General features: G+C 64.4%; 16 protein-coding genes and 4 tRNA genes. 11 read left to right on the forward strand and 9 right to left on the reverse strand.

From position 1 onward, the window contains the following. Nucleotides 1–49 precede the first annotated feature (49 nt). The 8 genes from IX761_RS18995 to IX761_RS19030 form a co-directional block, all read right to left on the reverse strand. A complete protein-coding gene (locus IX761_RS18995; RefSeq protein ID WP_194791103.1) occupies nucleotides 50–535 on the reverse strand; it encodes an Lrp/AsnC family transcriptional regulator in 486 nt (161 codons plus the stop codon). Nucleotides 536–548: 13 nt separating this feature from the next. Then, nucleotides 549–1,361: an ABC transporter ATP-binding protein gene (locus IX761_RS19000; protein ID WP_228533723.1), complete on the reverse strand. Its 813-nt coding sequence runs from the start codon at nucleotides 1,359–1,361 to the stop codon at nucleotides 549–551. Nucleotides 1,362–1,365: 4 nt separating this feature from the next. Continuing rightward, nucleotides 1,366–2,079 carry a histidine ABC transporter permease HisM gene (hisM, locus tag IX761_RS19005; RefSeq protein ID WP_194791104.1) on the reverse strand — a complete coding sequence of 238 codons (714 nt, stop codon included), beginning with the start codon at nucleotides 2,077–2,079 and terminating at the stop codon, nucleotides 1,366–1,368. Next, the gene (locus tag IX761_RS19010; RefSeq protein ID WP_194791105.1) at nucleotides 2,076–2,783 is read right to left on the reverse strand and encodes an ABC transporter permease; all 708 of its coding nucleotides are present in this window, start codon (nucleotides 2,781–2,783) and stop codon (nucleotides 2,076–2,078) included. The genes hisM and IX761_RS19010 overlap by 4 nt, the downstream gene beginning before the upstream one ends. Before the next feature lie 97 nt (nucleotides 2,784–2,880). Then, nucleotides 2,881–3,663 (reverse strand): ABC transporter substrate-binding protein, encoded by a 783-nt coding sequence (locus tag IX761_RS19015; protein ID WP_194791106.1) that lies wholly within the window; start codon nucleotides 3,661–3,663, stop codon nucleotides 2,881–2,883. A 299-nt stretch (nucleotides 3,664–3,962) separates the two neighbouring features. Then, nucleotides 3,963–5,009: an ornithine cyclodeaminase gene (locus tag IX761_RS19020; RefSeq protein WP_194791107.1), complete on the reverse strand. Its 1,047-nt coding sequence runs from the start codon at nucleotides 5,007–5,009 to the stop codon at nucleotides 3,963–3,965. 18 nt (nucleotides 5,010–5,027) lie between these two features. Next, on the reverse strand, nucleotides 5,028–5,945 hold the full coding sequence (gene ctlX / locus IX761_RS19025) for a citrulline utilization hydrolase CtlX (protein WP_194791108.1): 918 nt from the start codon (nucleotides 5,943–5,945) through the stop codon (nucleotides 5,028–5,030). Nucleotides 5,946–6,366: 421 nt separating this feature from the next. Further along, nucleotides 6,367–8,145, reverse strand: a complete 1,779-nt coding sequence (locus IX761_RS19030; protein WP_194791109.1) for a sigma-54-dependent Fis family transcriptional regulator — start codon at nucleotides 8,143–8,145, stop codon at nucleotides 6,367–6,369. A gap of 223 nt (nucleotides 8,146–8,368) precedes the next feature. Here IX761_RS19030 and IX761_RS19035 point away from each other — a divergent pair, with 223 nt between their 5' ends. The 6 genes from IX761_RS19035 to IX761_RS19060 all read left to right on the forward strand — a co-directional run bounded on the left by IX761_RS19035 (nucleotide 8,369) and on the right by IX761_RS19060 (nucleotide 14,338). Then, nucleotides 8,369–9,463: an ABC transporter ATP-binding protein gene (locus IX761_RS19035; RefSeq protein WP_194791110.1), complete on the forward strand. Its 1,095-nt coding sequence runs from the start codon at nucleotides 8,369–8,371 to the stop codon at nucleotides 9,461–9,463. Continuing rightward, entirely contained in the window at nucleotides 9,463–10,560 is a 1,098-nt protein-coding gene (locus tag IX761_RS19040) for an ABC transporter ATP-binding protein (protein ID WP_194791111.1), read from the forward strand. The genes IX761_RS19035 and IX761_RS19040 overlap by 1 nt, the downstream gene beginning before the upstream one ends. Next, a complete protein-coding gene (locus tag IX761_RS19045) occupies nucleotides 10,557–11,420 on the forward strand; it encodes a carbohydrate ABC transporter permease (RefSeq protein ID WP_194791112.1) in 864 nt (287 codons plus the stop codon). The genes IX761_RS19040 and IX761_RS19045 overlap by 4 nt, the downstream gene beginning before the upstream one ends. A gap of 3 nt (nucleotides 11,421–11,423) precedes the next feature. Continuing rightward, on the forward strand, nucleotides 11,424–12,224 hold the full coding sequence (locus IX761_RS19050; RefSeq protein WP_194791113.1) for a carbohydrate ABC transporter permease: 801 nt from the start codon (nucleotides 11,424–11,426) through the stop codon (nucleotides 12,222–12,224). Between the two features lie 11 nt (nucleotides 12,225–12,235). Next, nucleotides 12,236–12,508, forward strand: a complete 273-nt coding sequence (locus tag IX761_RS19055; protein ID WP_194791114.1) for a DUF2160 domain-containing protein — start codon at nucleotides 12,236–12,238, stop codon at nucleotides 12,506–12,508. A 90-nt stretch (nucleotides 12,509–12,598) separates the two neighbouring features. Then, nucleotides 12,599–14,338, forward strand: a complete 1,740-nt coding sequence (locus IX761_RS19060) for an ABC transporter substrate-binding protein (protein WP_194791115.1) — start codon at nucleotides 12,599–12,601, stop codon at nucleotides 14,336–14,338. A gap of 186 nt (nucleotides 14,339–14,524) precedes the next feature. On the opposite strand, the gene folD is transcribed toward IX761_RS19060, so the two are convergent. After that, nucleotides 14,525–15,379: a bifunctional methylenetetrahydrofolate dehydrogenase/methenyltetrahydrofolate cyclohydrolase FolD gene (folD, locus tag IX761_RS19065; RefSeq protein ID WP_194791116.1), complete on the reverse strand. Its 855-nt coding sequence runs from the start codon at nucleotides 15,377–15,379 to the stop codon at nucleotides 14,525–14,527. Nucleotides 15,380–15,632: 253 nt separating this feature from the next. Here folD and IX761_RS19070 point away from each other — a divergent pair. From IX761_RS19070 to IX761_RS19090, 5 genes are all read left to right on the forward strand, one after another. After that, a tRNA-Arg gene (locus tag IX761_RS19070) sits at nucleotides 15,633–15,709 on the forward strand. Nucleotides 15,710–15,743: 34 nt separating this feature from the next. Further along, nucleotides 15,744–15,819, forward strand: a tRNA-His gene (locus IX761_RS19075). 56 nt (nucleotides 15,820–15,875) lie between these two features. After that, nucleotides 15,876–15,960, forward strand: a tRNA-Leu gene (locus tag IX761_RS19080). Between the two features lie 38 nt (nucleotides 15,961–15,998). After that, nucleotides 15,999–16,074: transfer RNA gene (locus tag IX761_RS19085), tRNA-His, on the forward strand. Between the two features lie 209 nt (nucleotides 16,075–16,283). Then, the gene (locus IX761_RS19090) at nucleotides 16,284–16,856 is read left to right on the forward strand and encodes an HD domain-containing protein (RefSeq protein WP_194791117.1); all 573 of its coding nucleotides are present in this window, start codon (nucleotides 16,284–16,286) and stop codon (nucleotides 16,854–16,856) included. Nucleotides 16,857–16,927: the final 71 nt, after the last annotated feature.

Raw genomic sequence — 16,927 nt, forward strand, 5'->3', positions numbered from 1 at the left:
GGAGCTGCGGCGGGGCGGGGTAGATAGCTACCGCGCCCGTTGCGAAGGGCTACAACTGCGGTGCCGTGCTCTTCACCGCCGCCAGCTCCGGGTGCGCCACCAGCTTGTCGATATGCAGCTCGTCGTTGTTCATCCAGGTCTCGGTCAGCACCCGGTAGTGCTCCATGTCGCGGCAACGAATGCGCAGGCTGTAGTCGAAATGGCCGCTGATCAGCTGGCAGTCGTAGACCTGCGGGCAGGCCCGCACGGTGGCTTCGAAAGCTTTCTGCGCGGCGCGCCCGCTCTGGTTGGACAAGGCCACCAGCACCAGCAGCGACAGGCCTGGTGAGACTTGCTGCAGGTCGATGATCGCGCCGTAGCCGCGAATCACCCCGCGCCGCTCCAGCTTGCGCACCCGCTCCAGGCAGGGCCTGGGGGTCAGGTGCACGAGGGTGGAAAGCTTTTCGAAGGTGATCCTTCCGTGGTGGCGCAGCACGTCGATGATCGCTTCGTCGATGCGGTCCAGCGGTGCGCTGGGGGTGGCCTTGGTATCCATATGCGGCGTGACTTCACTTGAGGCGGTTGGAGAGGAACTGGCGCAGGCGCTCGCTCTGTGGCCGGTCGAGGATCTCGGCGGTACCGTGCTCCTCGACCAAACCCTGGTGCAGGAACAGCACCTGGCTCGACACCTGGCGGGCAAAGCCCATTTCGTGGGTGACCATGAGCATGGTACGTCCTTCCTCGGCAAGCGTCTGTATCACCTTGAGCACTTCACCGACCAGCTCGGGGTCCAGCGCCGAGGTGGGCTCGTCGAACAGGATGATTTCCGGCTCCATGGCCAGCGCCCGGGCGATGGCCACGCGCTGCTGCTGGCCACCTGACAGGAACGCCGGGTATTGGTCCGCCGCCCGGGCCGGCAGGCCGACCTTGTCCAGGTACTTGCGCGCCCGTGCCTCGGCCTCGCTGGCGCCGATGCCCAGCACCTTGCGTGGCGCCAGGCAGATATTCTCCAGCACCGTCAGGTGGCTCCACAGGTTGAAGTGCTGGAACACCATGGCCAGGCGCGTGCGCAGGTTATGCAGCTGGGCCGCTGGCGGGGTGCCCTGGCTGAGGTCGAGGGTCTGCCCGTCGAGGGTGATGCTGCCGGCGTTGGGCTGTTCGAGGAAGTTGATGCAGCGCAGGAAGGTGCTTTTGCCCGAGCCGCTGGCGCCGATCAGGCTGATCACGTCGCCCTTGCGCGCTTGCAGCGACACGCCCTTGAGCACCTGGTGTTCGCCGTAGTGCTTGTGCAGGCCGTCGACGCTGAGTTTGATCGTACCCGTGTGGGCATGGGCGGCCGGGGCCTGTTGGAAGGTCTTCAGTGGCAGTGCGGTAGCAGTCATCAGGTCAGCCTCGGGCAGGGTCAAGGAAGCGCATCCAGCGGCGCTCGGCCAGTCGGAACAGGCCGACCAGGGCGAAGGACAGCAGCATGTACAGCAGGGCGGCCACACCGAAGGCCTGGAAGGTGAGGAAGGTCGCGGCGTTGGCGTCGCGGGCCACCTTGAGGATGTCGGCGACGGTGGCGGTAAAGGCCAGGGAGGTGGCGTGCAGCATCAGGATCAGTTCGTTGCTGTAGGCCGGCAGCGAACGGCGCAGGGCCGCTGGCAGCACCAGGAACAGGTTGAGCTTCCAACCACGCAGGCCGTAGGCCTGGGCTGCCTCCAGCTCGCCGGCGGGCAGGTTGCGGATGGCCCCGGCGAAGATCTCCACGGTGTAGGCGCAGGTGTTGAGCACGAAGGCCAGCAGGGTGCAGTTGAGCGCGTTGCGGAAAAACTGATCGAGCAGGGCGTGGTCACGCACCACTTGCAGGCTGTACAGGCCGGTGTAGCAGATCAGCAACTGGACATAGAGCGGCGTGCCGCGGAACACGAAGGTGTACAGCTGCACCGGCAGGCGCAGCCAGGCGTGGCGCGAGGTGCGGGCCAGGGCCAGCGGCAGCGAGAGCAGCAAACCCAACACCATGCTGACCACGAACAGCCACAGGGTCATGGTCAATCCGGAGAAACCGCTGCCATCGTTGTACAGGTAGGCCGGGCCGTATTGCTGGAGGAGTTCGATCATCGCGCCAGCTCCTTGATGCCGATGTTGTAGCGCCGCTCGAGGCGCTTGAGCAGCTGGTTGGACAGGGTGGTGATGACCAGGTAGACCAGCCCGGCGATGCACAGGAAGAACAGCACGTCGTTGGTGGTCTTGCCGGCGTTCTGCGCGGCCTTGACCAGGTCGGCCAGGCCGATGATCGACACCAGCGCGGTGGACTTGAGCAGCACCAGCCAGTTGTTGCCCAGCCCCGGCAGGGCAAAACGCATCAGTTGTGGGAACAGCACCAGCCGAAACCGCTGCGCCCGGCTCAGGCCGTAGGCGGTGGCGGCTTCCAGCTGGCCGGCGGGCACGCTGAGGATGGCGCCGCGGAAGTTCTCGGTGAAGTACGCGCCATAGATGAAGCCCAGGGTGATCACCCCGGCGCCGAACGGGTCGATCTCCACATAGTCCCAGCCCAGCGCTTCGGTGAGGTCGTTGAGCCAGATCTGCATGCTGTAGAAGATCAGCAGGATCAGCACCAGGTCGGGGACGCTGCGGATCAAGGTGGTGTAGAGGGTGGCCGGGATGCGCAGCAGCTTTGCGCGCGACAGCTTGGCGCTGGCGCCGAGCAGGCCCAGCAGCAGGCTCACGGCCAGCGACAGCAGGGCCAGCTTGAGGGTCATCCAGGTGCCTTGGGCCAGCAGCGGGCCGAAGCCTTGCAGGCCGTGGGAGAGGAAGTCGTGCATGACAGGGATCTCGCAAGGAGGCCATCGCGGGGCAAGCCCGCTCCCACGCAGTGGTGAGTCCGTGGGAGCGGGCTTGCCCCGCGATCAGCGCTGTAGGTCACTCGTTGTAGATGTCCAGCTCGCCGACGTACTTCTTCTGGATCGCGGCATAAGTGCCATCGGCGTGGATCATGGCGATGCCCTTGTCCAGCAGCGCCTTGAGCTCCGGGTCGGTCTTGCGCAGGCCCATGGCGATGTCCAGCGGCAGGCTCGGGTCCTTGATCGCCGGGCCGCTCTTGAAGTCGGCGCCTTCGGGTTTGGAGAGGAAGTTGAGCTGGGCTTCGAGCTTGTCGGTGACGGTGGCGTCGAGGCGGCCGTTCATCAGGTCGGCGTAGTTCTGGTCCTGGGCCTGGTAGGCCTTGACCTGCGCGCCCAGTGGCGTCAGCACGGCGCGGGCGTAGGCTTCCTGCAGCGAGCCTTGCAGCACACCGACCTGCTTGCCCTTGAGCGACTCGACGCTGTCACCGAAGCCTGCGGACTTGCGCACGATCACTGAGGTGGGGCTGAGGAACAGGCGGTTGGTGAAGTCGATCTGCTTCTGGCGCGCCGGGGTGACCGCCATCGACGACATGATGGCGTCGAACTTGCGCGCCCGCAGGGCCGGGATCATGCCGTCGAATTCGTTGTGCACCCAGGTGCACTTGACCTGGAGCTTTTCGCAGATGGCGTTGCCCAGCTCGATGTCGAAGCCTTGCAGGCTGCCGTCGGCGGCGACGGATTCGAAGGGGGGGTATTCGGGGTAGACGCCGAAGCGGATCTCGGTCCACTCCTTGGCCTGGGTGACGGTGGTGGCACACAACGAGAACAGCAGCACGCCGAGGCGTTTTCGTAGGGTGAGCATAGGTGTAGGTCCCTGGGTGTTGTTATTGGAAGTAGGGGCAGTGCAAGCGCGTAGGTCTGTAACTGTTGTTGTGGGTGACTCGTTGGTCGCGGTCAGGATGCGCGAGGTAGAGCGGTTTTTTGTGTCGTTTGCCGGCTCGCTGGGGACCGGATTCGGCTGTTGAGTGGTTTTCAGCAGCCGAATCGGCTGTTGCGACAAGGATTTATGGAAGTGCGACAGCGGTTTCTGTCATCGCAGGGCAAGCCCGCTCCCACGTGCATCAACCCGCGTGGGAGCGGGCTTGCCCCGCGATCGTGCCATCAGGCTGCGCTGGCCTTACGCTCGACCGCCGCCGGCTGCAACAGCGCAAACAGATCCTTCGGATTGGCCAGCTCGGGCACCAGGTTGATGTCATGGCCAATGTCCAGCGCCTTGGCCACATCCAGCACATAGCGCAGCGCCGAGTAGTCCTCGATGGCAAACCCGACCGAGTCGAACAGCGTCACCTGCTCGGCGCTCTCACGCCCGGCCGCGATCCCTTCGACCACTTGCCAGAACTCGGTGGTCGGCGAGCCGGCCGGTAACTGCTGGATCTCGCCTTCGATGCGGCTCTGCGGTTCGTACTCGACGATCACCCGGGCCCGCTCGACGATGTCGCGGTGCAGTTCGGTCTTGCCTGGGCAGTCGCCACCCACCGCGTTCAGGTGCATGCCCGGCTCGATCATCTCTGGGGTGAGGATGGTGGCGTAGGCCTTGTCGGCGGTGACCGTGGTGACGATGTCGGCGCCGCGCACCGCCTCGGCCACGCTGCCGGCGATGGTCAGTTTCAGCTGTGGATAGCCGGTCAGGTTGGCCGCGAGTTTTTCCGAGGCGGCGCGGTCGATGTCGAACAGGCGGATCTCATCGATACCCAGCAAGGTGTGGAAGGCGATGGCCTGGAACTCGCTCTGCGAACCATTGCCGATCAGCGCCATGCGTTGGCTGCCCTCGCGCGCCAGGTAGCGGGCGGCCAGGGCCGAGGTGGCGGCGGTGCGGATCGCGGTGGTCAGGGTCATTTCGCTGAGCAGCACCGGCGCGCCGGTATCCACGTCGCCTAAAGCGCCGAAGGCCATCACCGTGAGCAGGCCGTTGTGGGTGTTCCTGGGGTGGCCGTTGACGTACTTGAAGGCGTACAGGCTGGCGTCGGACACCGGCATCAGCTCGATCACCCCATCGGGTGAGTGGTTGGCCAGGCGCGGGCATTTTTCGAAGTCGTGCCAGCGCAGGTAGTCCTGGCGGATGTACTCGGCCATCTCGGCCAGGCACGTGGGCAGGCCCTTGCGGTTGACCAGGCGGGCGAGGGCTTGCACGTCGATGTAGCGGGTCATGGTGAGGCTCCTTTGAGATCAGTGGCGCGAGGGCAGGTGCACTTCGGCGAGCATGCAGCGCGCGCTGCCGCCGCCGATGCGTTCGATATGGTCGATATTCACCACCAGTGGCTGGCTGTGGCGCTCGACCTGCTGGCGTTGGCCGGCGTCCAGCGAGCGCCAGGCGCTGCGCGACATCACCAGCAGCGAGCGGCCGGCGCGGTCGTGTACTTCGAGCATGTTGCCGGCGAAGTTTTCGAGCTGGTCGTGGTTCAGCGCCAGCACCTGCTTGCCGGTGTCGCGCAGCGAGTGCTCGAGGGTGCGGCGTTCGCTGGCATGGGGCAGGGCGTCGAGGCACACCACGGCGAGCTGGCGGCCGACGTTCATCATCACGTTGCTGTGGTAGATCGGCGCATGCTGGCGGTCGACGGCGTGGAACAGGCACAGGCGGTAGTCCAGCTGCTCGGCGAACTGGCGCAGCGCGTGTTCGTGCGTGCGGCCGGAGTGGCAGGCGTAGCTGATGCGGTGTTCGCGGTCCAGCACCATGCTGCCGGTGCCTTCGAGGAACAGGTTGTGCTGTTCCAGCGGGCTCAGGTCGATGGTCTGCTTGATGGCGAAGCGCTCGGTCAGTGCCTGGAGCACGCCCTTGCCACGCTCCAGGCGACGGTTCTGGCCCTCCATGGGGTAGAGCACCAGGCTGCCGTCGGCGTGGCTGCTCCACCAGTTGTTGGGGAAGATCGAGTCGGGGGTGTGGGGCTCGGGGGTGTCCTGCACCACCAGCACCTCGACACCGTGCTGGCGCAGGGCATCGACATAGCCGTCGAACTCTGCCAGGGCCTTGGCGTTGGCGCTTTCAGGGTCCAGCGGGGCCTGCTGGAAACGGTTGTTGACGGCGGTGTCGGGGTTGAAGGCGAACCGCGCCGGGCGAATCATGAGGACGGTATTTGTTGTTTGCATTGGGCACGCATCCACGGGTGGGCTGTGTGGCCATTGTCGGGGGGATTGCAGTGGGATACCGGCTGAAGCGGGTGGGAGGCGGCGGCGGGTTCAGCTGAAATAGCGGGTTTGGCAGCACAATCTGCTGTGTCTGCGGCAACCCTATCGCTGGCAAGCCAGCTCCCACAGGTACAGAGCAAGTCTTGAGCATGGCACGGTCAGGGTGGGAACAACGGACCGCCTTTTGTAGGAGCGGCCTTGCCGGGGCGCCGGACCGGTTGGAAAGGGGTGCGCAGCGCCCTCAGGATCTCGAATACACCTCAAGATCGTCGGGGCCGCTTTGCGGCCCTTTCGCGGCACAAGGCCGCTCCTACAGAAAGTGTGCAACCCGATACAATGTGTGAGCCGGCTTGCCGGCGATGGGGCCAGTACAGGCACTGCATCACTCGCTGGAAGTCACCAGGCCCTGTTCGCGCAAACGCTTGTAAAGGGTCGTGCGACTGATGCCCAGCGCGCGTGCCACGGATGAGAGATTGCCATTGGCGCGGCGCAGCAGATCGCCCAGGTCGATCGGGCCCTGTTCACGTGTTGGTGTGTCCACGCAATCACCGGCCTCTGCCAGGAAATTGTCCGGCAGATGCTCCACCCCGACCGGCTGAGTGCCAGCCAATGCCAGCGCCACTTGCATCACACTGACCAGCTCTCGCAGATTGCCCGGCCATGGATGCTGCTCCAGCAACGCCAGGACGTCATCCGCCAAACGTTCGGACTGCCCTGGCTCGCGATAACGGCCATGCACCTCCTCGATCAGTGCCCGCCGGTCACTGCGTTCGCGCAGCGCCGGCAGTACCAGCGCCAATCCGGCGATGCGGTAGTAGAGGTCCTGGCGAAACCGCCCGGCGCGCACCTCGGCGGCCAAGTCCAGGTTGCTGGCCGAGACCACGCGAATGTCCAGCGCTACCGGCTCGCCGCTGCCCAGCGGCTGGATGCTGCGGGTTTGCAGTACGCGCAGCAGACGGGCCTGGGTGGCCAGGGGCATGTCGCCGATCTCGTCGAGGAACAGCACACCACCGTCGGCCTTGCGGATCAGCCCGGGGTTGCCTTTCTGGTGGGCGCCGGTGAAGGCGCCTTTCTCGTAACCAAACAGCTCCGACTCCACCAGTTCAGTGGGTATCGCTGCGCAGTTCACGGCGATCAGTGGCTGGCGCGCGCGGCTGCTGGCCTGGTGCAGAGCGGTGACGAACACCTCCTTGCCCACGCCAGTCTCGCCCTGGATCAGCAGGGGGATGTCTTTCTCGAACAGCAGGCCGGCCTGGGCCAGGGCCTTGCTCACCCGTGTGTCGACGAGGCTCGGTGCACGCTGGGTGGGTGGCCGGCGTGGCCCTTGCCACTGGCAGTGCAAGCGCTGGCGGCCATGGGCGAGCAGGGCGAAGGGACGGCCCTCGGGCTGTTCGAGGATCTGCCGCAAGGGTGTCTGGAACAGCTGTGCCAGGCTCTGGTGACGCGGGTCAGCGCCCAGCAGGCTGTCGGCGCGGTGGTTGGCGGCCTGCACCTGGCCGCGTTCGTCGAACAGCAGCAGGCCGGCCCAAGGGCTGTCGAGGTTGTCGGCGCCGGTATTGAACAGCAATTGCCAGTGCTGCTCCGCCGGCCCTGTGAGGATCAGGCGGTTCTCCAGGCTCTGGCCGATCATGCGCACCAGGCCCAGGGTCTGGTCGGCGGGCAGGTAGCCGTCGCTGGCGATGTCGAGCACGCCCACCAGGCGCCGCTGCGCATCGAACAGCGGTGCCGCGGCGCTGGCCATGTAGCGGTTCTGGCGCAGGTAGTGTTCGTCCTGGCCGACATGGATCGCCTGGCCGCACACCAGCGCGGTACCCAGCGCATTGGTGCCGACACCTTGCTCGCGCCAGCGCGCGCCAGGGCTGAAGGCATGCTGCTGGCGTGGGTCGACGAAGCGCCGGGTGCCCCAGGCTTCGAGCAGGCAGCCGCTGGCGTCGCCGAGCATCACCAGGTGGCTGGCGTTGCCCAGCAGATGGGTGTACTGCGGCAGTACTTGATCACGGGTCAGTTGCAGCAAGGCCTGGTTACGTTCGAGCAAGGCATCGAGTTCGGCGCCGGTCAGGCAGTCGAAGTCGGGGGTGTGCTGGGGTTGCAGGCCGTGTTCGCGGCAGCGCATCCAGGAGGCCTGGATCAGTTGGGCATGGGTCGCAGCGGCGTGGGCCATGGGCCTGTCCTGTGGGTTGTTGTTTTCATGCAGACCGCGCTTGAGTGTCGTTCAGGACTGTTCATTGTCAAACCGGTGGCTGTCCAGTTGTTCAGCCAGGCTGTACAGCGCTGCACAGGTGATTGCAGCTGCCGGGGCGCAGCAGGCCGTGCCAGAGCGGTCGTGGTCACCTGGCACGGAACTGGCTGTGTGTGCGGGACAACAACTACAAGAAGGCCACGCCATGTCCCTGGTGCTGGAACGGGTACGTCGCAGTGTCGACAACCAACGGTGGATCGACGACGCCAGCCTGCGTTTCGAACCCGGCTCGTTCAACGTGCTGCTGGGCCGCACCCTGGCCGGCAAGACCAGCCTGATGCGCCTGATGGCCGGCCTCGACCGTCCGGACAGCGGCCGCGTGCTGATGGACGGCGAGGACGTCACCGGGCGCCCGGTACGCGAGCGCAATGTGTCGATGGTCTATCAGCAGTTCATCAATTACCCCACGCTCACGGTGTTCGAGAACATCGCTTCGCCCTTGCGCCAGGCGCGCATGGCCGAGCCCGAAATACAGCGGCGCGTGCGTGAAACCGCCGAGATGCTGCGCATAGAAGCGTTTCTCGGGCGCCTGCCACTGGAGCTGTCGGGCGGCCAGCAGCAGCGCACCGCCATGGCCCGGGCGCTGGTCAAGGACGCCTCGCTGATCCTGTTCGACGAGCCGTTGGTCAACCTCGACTACAAGCTGCGCGAGGAGCTACGCCAGGAGCTGCGCAGCCTGTTCGCCGAGCGCAAGTGCATCGCCGTGTATGCCACCACCGAACCCAATGAGGCGCTGGCACTGGGCGGCACCACCACGCTGCTGCATGAAGGGCGGGTGATCCAGAGCGGCGCCACCACCGAGGTCTACCAGCGGCCGGCCAGCGTATTGGCCGCCGAGCTGTTCTGCGAACCACCCATCAACCTGGTGCCCGGGCGCATTGCCGGCAACGAGGTGAGCCTGGCCGGTGCCGTGCACTTCGCCCGCCATGCCGACTTGCGCGAGCTGCCCGATGGCGACTACCGCTTTGGCATCCGCCCCGGCCACCTGGCCCTGGTGCCGTCGCGCGATGACGACCTGGAGCTGGCCGTGCTGGTGGAATTGGCCGAGATCAGTGGCTCGGAAACCTTCCTGCATGTGCGCAACGAGCACTGGCGGATGATCCTGCATCTACCTGGGGTGCACGAATACCCGGTGGACACGCCGATCCGCGTATTCATCCCCACCCGCAAGCTGTTCATCTTCGACAGCGCCGATGCCCTGGTGCAGGCGCCACGCCTGCCTGCCGCGAGGAGTGCCTGATGGCCGAGATCCGCCTGCGCCAACTGGCCCACAGCTACAGCCGCGCACCCAGCAGCGCCGACGACTACGCCCTGCACGAACTGGAACACGTGTGGGCGCAGGGCGGCGCCTATGCCTTGCTCGGGCCGTCCGGCTGCGGCAAGTCGACCTTGCTCAACATCATCTCCGGGTTGCTCAGCCCGTCCCATGGCGAGGTGCTGTTCGACGGCAAGCCGGTCAACACCCTCACCCCGCAACAGCGCAACATCGCCCAGGTGTTCCAGTTCCCGGTGGTGTACGACACCATGAGCGTGTTCGACAACCTGGCGTTCCCACTGCGCAATCAGGGCCTGGACGAGGCGCGGGTGCGGGCGCGGGTGGAGGAAATCGCCGAGGTGCTCGACCTCTCGGCGGTGCTGGGCAAGCGTGCGCGCAACCTCAGCGCCGACGAGAAGCAGAAGGTCTCCATGGGCCGTGGGCTGGTGCGCGACGATGTGTCGGCGATCCTCTTCGACGAGCCGCTGACGGTGATCGACCCGCACCTGAAATGGAAGCTGCGGCGCAAGCTCAAGCAGATCCACGAGCAGTTCAACATCACCATGATCTACGTTACCCACGACCAGCTGGAGGCCTCGACCTTCGCCGACAAGATCGCGGTGATGCATGCCGGGCGCATCGTCCAGTTCGGTACTCCACGCGAGCTGTTCGAGCGGCCACGGCACACCTTCGTCGGCTACTTCATTGGCAGTCCGGGGATGAACCTGATCGACGTGTGCGCCGAGGCGGACGGGGTGAGTTTCGGTGACATTCACCTGGCGTTGCCCGAGGCTGTGCGCGAGCGCTTGGCGACCATGCCGGGCGGGCGTTTGCAGGTGGGTATCCGCCCGGAGTTCGTGCAGGTCTGGGAGCAGCCGTTCGACGACGCCATCGAGACGCGCGTGGTGGACGTGGAGGACCTGGGCACCTACCGCATCCTCACCTTGATGTTGGCGGGCGTCACGCTCAAGGCGCGCCTGGGCGAGGACCGGGTGATCCCACGGGAGCGCGCCTGGGTCAGCCTGCCGCCGCAATGGCTGATGCTCTATCTGGACGATGTGCTGGTGGAGGCCGAGGCATGAACAAGGTACAGAACAACAAAGCCTGGTGGCTGGTGCTGCCGGTGTTCCTGCTGGTGGCGTTCAGCGCCGTGATCCCGATGATGACAGTGGTCAACTACTCGGTACAGGACATCTTCGATGCCTCCAGCCGCTACTTCGTCGGCGCCGACTGGTACCGCCAGGTGCTGCGCGACCCGGCGCTGCACGACGCGCTGCTGCGCCAGTTCATCTATTCCGCCTGTGTGCTGGCCATCGAGATCCCGCTGGGCATCGCCATCGCCCTGACCATGCCGACCCGTGGGCGCATGGCCTCGGTGTGCCTGATCGTCATGGCCATCCCGCTGCTGATCCCGTGGAACGTGGTGGGCACCATCTGGCAGATCTTCGGCCGCGCCGACATTGGTTTGCTCGGGGCGACGCTGGCCAAGCTGGGGGTCAACTACAACTATGCAGGCGACCCATTCGACGCTTGGGTCACCGTGCTGGTGATGGATGTCTGGCACTGGACGTCGCTGGTGGCGCTGCTGTGCTACTCGGGTTTGCGTGCCATCCCCGACGTTTATTACCAGGCCGCGCGCATCGACCGGGCCTCGGGCTGGGCGGTGTTCCGGCATATCCAGCTGCCCAAGCTCAAGAATGTGCTGCTGATCGCAGTGATGCTGCGCTTCATGGACAGCTTCATGATCTACACCGAGCCGTTCGTGCTCACCGGCGGAGGGCCGGGCAACGCCACCACTTTTCTCAGCCAGACCCTCACGCGCATGGCGGTGGGGCAGTTCGACCTGGGGCCGGCGGCGGCGTTCTCGCTGGTGTACTTCCTGATTATCCTGCTGGTGTCGTGGCTGTTCTACACCGCCATGACCCACGCTGATAAGGAGTAGGCCATGAGCAAGCGCAAAACCCTGGTCCTGCTGGTGTACTTCTTCTTCCTGCTGGTGCCGATCTACTGGTTGCTGAACATGTCGTTCAAGAGCAACAGCGAGATCCTCGGCGGGCTAACCTTGTGGCCGCAGGCGTTCACCCTCGACAACTACCGGGTGATCTTCACCGATGCCAGCTGGTACAGCGGCTACATCAATTCGCTGTACTACGTGTGCCTGAACACGGTCATCTCGCTGAGCGTGGCGCTGCCGGCGGCGTATGCCTTCTCGCGTTACCGCTTTCTCGGTGATCGCCACCTGTTCTTCTGGCTGCTGACCAACCGCATGGCGCCACCGGCGGTGTTCCTGCTGCCGTTCTTCCAGCTGTATTCGTCCATTGGCCTGTTCGACACGCACATTGCCGTGGCCCTGGCCCACTGCCTGTTCAACGTGCCATTGGCGGTGTGGATCCTCGAGGGGTTCATGAGCGGTGTACCCAAGGAGATCGACGAAACCGCCTACATCGACGGTTACAGCTTCCCGCGCTTCTTCGTGAAAATCTTCATCCCGCTGATCGGCTCGGGGATCGGGGTGACGGCGTTCTTCTGCTTCATGTTTTCGTGGGTCGAGCTGTTGTTGGCGCGCACCCTCACCTCGGTGAATGCCAAGCCGATCGCCGCGGTGATGACCCGCACGGTGTCGGCCTCGGGGATCGATTGGGGTGTGCTGGCCGCCGCCGGGGTGCTGACCATCCTGCCAGGCATGCTGGTGATCTGGTTCGTGCGCAACCATGTGGCCAAGGGCTTCGCCCTGGGCCGGGTGTAGGAGGGCGGGTGATGGAGTGGATGGCCTGGACGCTGCCGACGGCGTTGTTCTTCGCAACGATCGGGGTGGTGTTGCTGTGCATGACGGTGTTCGAGTTGCGCCGCCCGTGCCTGGAGCGGCGTGGTTGGTTGCCGATCGCCACGACTCGCGGCGACCGGCTGTTCATCGGCTTGCTGGTCAGTGCCTACCTGCACCTGCTGGTGGTGGGGGTGAGCGACTGGCCATTGTGGGTGGCCTCGCTGTTGTCGCTGGTCTGGCTGGTAGCGGTGCTGCGCTGGGGGTGAGGAAATGGCCTTGTGTCGCCTGTGCTGGCCTCATCGCCGGCAAGCCGGCTCCCACAGGGCGAGGGGTCCTTCAATAATCTGGAGATCACAATGTTCGAGAACAACCATAAACGGCGACATTTGACCCTGGCCGCATTGTTGGTGCTGGTCGGTGTGCACGGCACGGCCTGGGCAGACCAGTACGAGGACGCGGCAAAGAAATGGATCGGCAGCGAATTCAAGCCCTCGACCCTGACCCCGGAGCAGCAACTTGAAGAACTCAAGTGGTTCATCAAGGCCGCCGAGCCGTTCCGTGGGATGAAGATCAACGTGGTGTCGGAAACCATCACCACCCACGAGTATGAGTCCAAGGTACTGGCCAAGGCCTTTACCGAGATCACCGGCATCCAGCTGACCCACGACCTGCTGCAGGAAGGCGATGTGGTGGAAAAGCTGCAGACGCAGATGCAGTCGGACAAGAACATCTATGACGGCTGGGTCAACGATTCTGATTTGATTGGTACGCACTTTCGTTATGGCAAGGTGGAATCCATCACTGACCTGATGGCCAATGAGGGCAAGAACTACACCTCGCCCACGCTGGACCTCAAGGACTTCATTGGCATCTCCTTCACCACCGCACCGGACGGCAAGGTTTATCAGTTGCCTGACCAGCAGTTCGCCAACTTGTACTGGTTCCGCGCCGACTGGTTCGAGCGCCCGGACCTGAAAGCCAAGTTCAAGGCGAAATACGGCTACGAGCTGGGTGTGCCGGTGAACTGGTCGGCCTACGAGGATATCGCCAAGTTCTTCAGCGAAGACGTCAAGGAAATCGACGGCAAGCGCGTCTATGGCCACATGGACTACGGCAAGAAGGACCCGTCGCTGGGCTGGCGCTTCACCGACGCCTGGTTCTCCATGGCCGGGGGCGGCGACAAAGGCCTGCCCAACGGCCTGCCGGTGGACGAGTGGGGTATCCGCGTGGAGGACTGCCACCCGGTGGGCTCCAGCGTGACCCGCGGTGGCGACACCAACGGCCCGGCGGCGGTGTTCGCCACGCAGAAGTACGTGGACTGGATGCGTGCCTACGCGCCCAAGGAAGCCCAGGGCATGACCTTCTCCGAGGCGGGGCCGGTGCCGGCCCAGGGCAATATCGCCCAGCAGATCTTCTGGTACACCGCGTTCACCGCCGACATGACCAAGCCCGGGCTGCCGGTGGTCAACGCCGACGGCACTCCCAAGTGGCGCATGGCGCCATCGCCCAAGGGGCCGTATTGGGAGGAGGGGATGAAGCTGGGTTACCAGGACACCGGCTCCTGGACCTTCTTCAAGTCCACCCCTGAAAAGCAGCGCCTGGCGGCCTGGCTGTACGCCCAGTTCGTCACCTCCAAGACCGTGTCGCTGAAGAAGACCGTGGTCGGGCTGACGCCGATCCGCGAGTCGGACATCAACTCCCAGGCCATGACCGACCTTGCGCCCAAGCTTGGTGGGCTGGTGGAGTTCTACAGAAGCCCGGCGCGGGTGCAGTGGACCCCCACCGGCACCAACGTGCCGGACTATCCGCGCCTGGCGCAGCTGTGGTGGAGCCATATCGCCGAGGTGGCCAGTGGCGAGAAGACCCCGCAGCAGGCGCTGGACGGGCTGGCGCGGGACCAGGACAAGATGATGGAACGGCTGCAGCGTTCCAACGCCCAGGCCACCTGCGCACCGAAGCTCAACCCGGAGCGCGATGCCCAGTACTGGTTCGACCAGCCCGGGGCGCCGAAGCCGAAGCTGGCCAACGAGAAGCCCAAGGGCGAGACGGTCAGCTACAACGAGCTGCTCAAGTCGTGGGAGGCGGCGCGCAAGTGATTGGCTGAAGACCGGGTTGACCCTATCGCCGGCAAGCCGGCTCCCACAGGAACCGCACTGTACTTGAAGGCTCTGCAAAACCTGTGGGAGCGGGCTTGCCCGCGAAGAGGCCAATGCAGCGAATACAAAACCACCCGGCAAAAAAAACGGCACCTGCCAGAGGTGCCGTCTTCATTTCACACTGTCTTACTTGTGCAACGCTTCAGCCGCATACAGCGTGTTTTCCAGCAGGCAGGCGCGGGTCATCGGGCCGACGCCGCCCGGTACCGGGGTGATCCAGCCGGCGCGGGGCAGGGCGGTCTCGTAGACCACGTCGCCGACCAGCTTGCCGTCTTCCTGGCGGTTGATGCCGACGTCGATGACGATCGCGCCTTCCTTGACCCACTCACCCTTGACCAGGCCCGGCTTGCCGGCGGCGACCACCAGCAGGTCGGCACGGCCGACGTGGCCGGCCAGGTCCTTGGTGAAGCGGTGGCAGACGGTGACGGTGCAACCGGCCAGCAGCAACTCCATGGCCATCGGGCGGCCGACGATGTTGGAGGCGCCGACGATCACCGCGTTCATGCCGTACAGGTCCTGGCCGGTGCTTTCCAGCAGGGTGATGATGCCTTTCGGGGTGCATGGGCGCAGCAACGGGATGCGTTGTGCCAGGCGGCCGATGTTGTACGGGTGGAAGCCATCGACGTCTTTGTCCGGGCGAATGCGCTCGAGCAGCAGCGAAGCATCCAGGTGCTCCGGCAGTGGCAGCTGCAGCAGGATGCCATCGACGGCCGGGTCGTCGTTCAGGCGGTCGATCAGGTCGGTCAGGGCTTGCTGCGTGGTATCGCTGGGCAGGTCGAACGCTTGCGAGATGAAGCCGACCTCTTCACAGTCCTTGCGCTTGTGCGAGACATAGACTTGGGAGGCGGGGTCGGTACCGACCAGGATCACCGCCAGGCCTGGCGTACGCAGGCCCTGCTGGCGGCGTTCGGCGACACGTTGGGCGATCTGCTTGCGCAGGTTGGCGGCGATCGCCTTGCCATCGATCAGGTGTGCAGTCATAGACGCGTGATTAACCATCGAGAAGGGAACATATAAGAAGCGCGCATTCTCGCACGACACGGCGCAAGGGCAAAGGCGCGTGGTCGGGCAAATCCCCTAAGCCCTTCAATAATTTAAATTTTTTATAGAAAGGTGTTGACGGGTTGTAGGGCCGACTATAAGATTCGCCGCACTTGTCGGGCACTGCCTGGCACGGGTTGGCAAGGCCGGGCAGAATAAGCGGTTCGTTTGTTCGGTCAGGCTGGTAGCTTAAGCGCCCGTAGCTCAGCTGGATAGAGCATCCGCCTTCTAAGCGGATGGTCGCAGGTTCGAGTCCTGCCGGGTGCGCCATTAGGCCTGGGCAAGTACGCAGTAGCGCATTATGGTGGGCGTAGCTCAGTTGGTAGAGCGCCGGATTGTGATTCCGGTTGTCGTGGGTTCGATTCCCATCGTCCACCCCAGATTCTGCAGAGGCGCCTCGATTGAATGATCCGGCGCCTTTGTTTTTGAGTTGCATGCGGACGTGGTGAAATTGGTAGACACACTGGATTTAGGTTCCAGCGGCGCAAGCTGTAAGAGTTCGAGTCTCTTCGTCCGCACCATGTTTCTGTAAGGTTGTACAACGTAGCACCGCATTATGGTGGGCGTAGCTCAGTTGGTAGAGCGCCGGATTGTGATTCCGGTTGTCGTGGGTTCGATTCCCATCGTCCACCCCATATTTGTAAAAGGCGCCTGATCGTAAGATCAGGCGCCTTTTTGCTTTTGCGGCGGCTGAAATTGGCCTGTGCCGATGAGTTGTGGCGCAGGCCTTGCGGGGGGGGGGCTGGATTGCCAGCGATCAGGCAGTCCAGATAGTGCTCCCGCAGCACATGGCGGCCAGGAGGGCTACTATCATGCGCTTGCGATGGGCTCAGGAGCATGGAGTATGAGTATGGATACTGTTGTCTCGGGCCAATACTCGGCTTTGCAGGTGCTTCGGGTGGCCATGGAGGGGTGTGCGACAGTCAGGCTCAGTGATGGGGTGAGCGTGCTGCAGCACTCGCTATGGGCTGCCCATCAGGCCTTGAGTGCCAATTGCAGTGGCGCGATCATCGTGGCTGCGTTGTTTCATGATATCGGGCACTTTGTGTGCGCCGGGGATCCTGAGTTGGCGGGTTACCACCGGGATCGCGAGCACGCCGCCCTGGGGGCTGCCTGGCTTGGGCGCTGGTTCGGGCCGTCGGTGTGTGCGCCGGTGGCGATGCATGTCGACGCCAAGCGCTACCTGGCGACAGTGGATGAGTCGTATCGGCTGCAGCTGGGGGCGGGGTCGTTGCAAAGCCTGGAAAACCAGGGCGGCTTGATGTCCGGCGCCGAGCTTCGGGCCTTCCGGGTGCTCGAGCATTTTGACGGTGCGCTGGCAGTCAGGCGTTTCGATGATGCGCCCTACCACGGTGGAGCGCTTGCCCCCTATGCCTGCTATGAGCGCGTCGTGGCCGCCTCGATGATGGCCATCTAGGGCTTCGTTGCCCTCTGGTGGGTTTGCGCTAAAAGCTGATAGATTTCAGCCGGTTGACCGTCCGGCTAAGT

Origin of the sequence: Pseudomonas sp. UFMG81 (assembly GCF_015354575.1) — a bacterium.
Lineage (GTDB): Bacteria > Pseudomonadota > Gammaproteobacteria > Pseudomonadales > Pseudomonadaceae > Aquipseudomonas.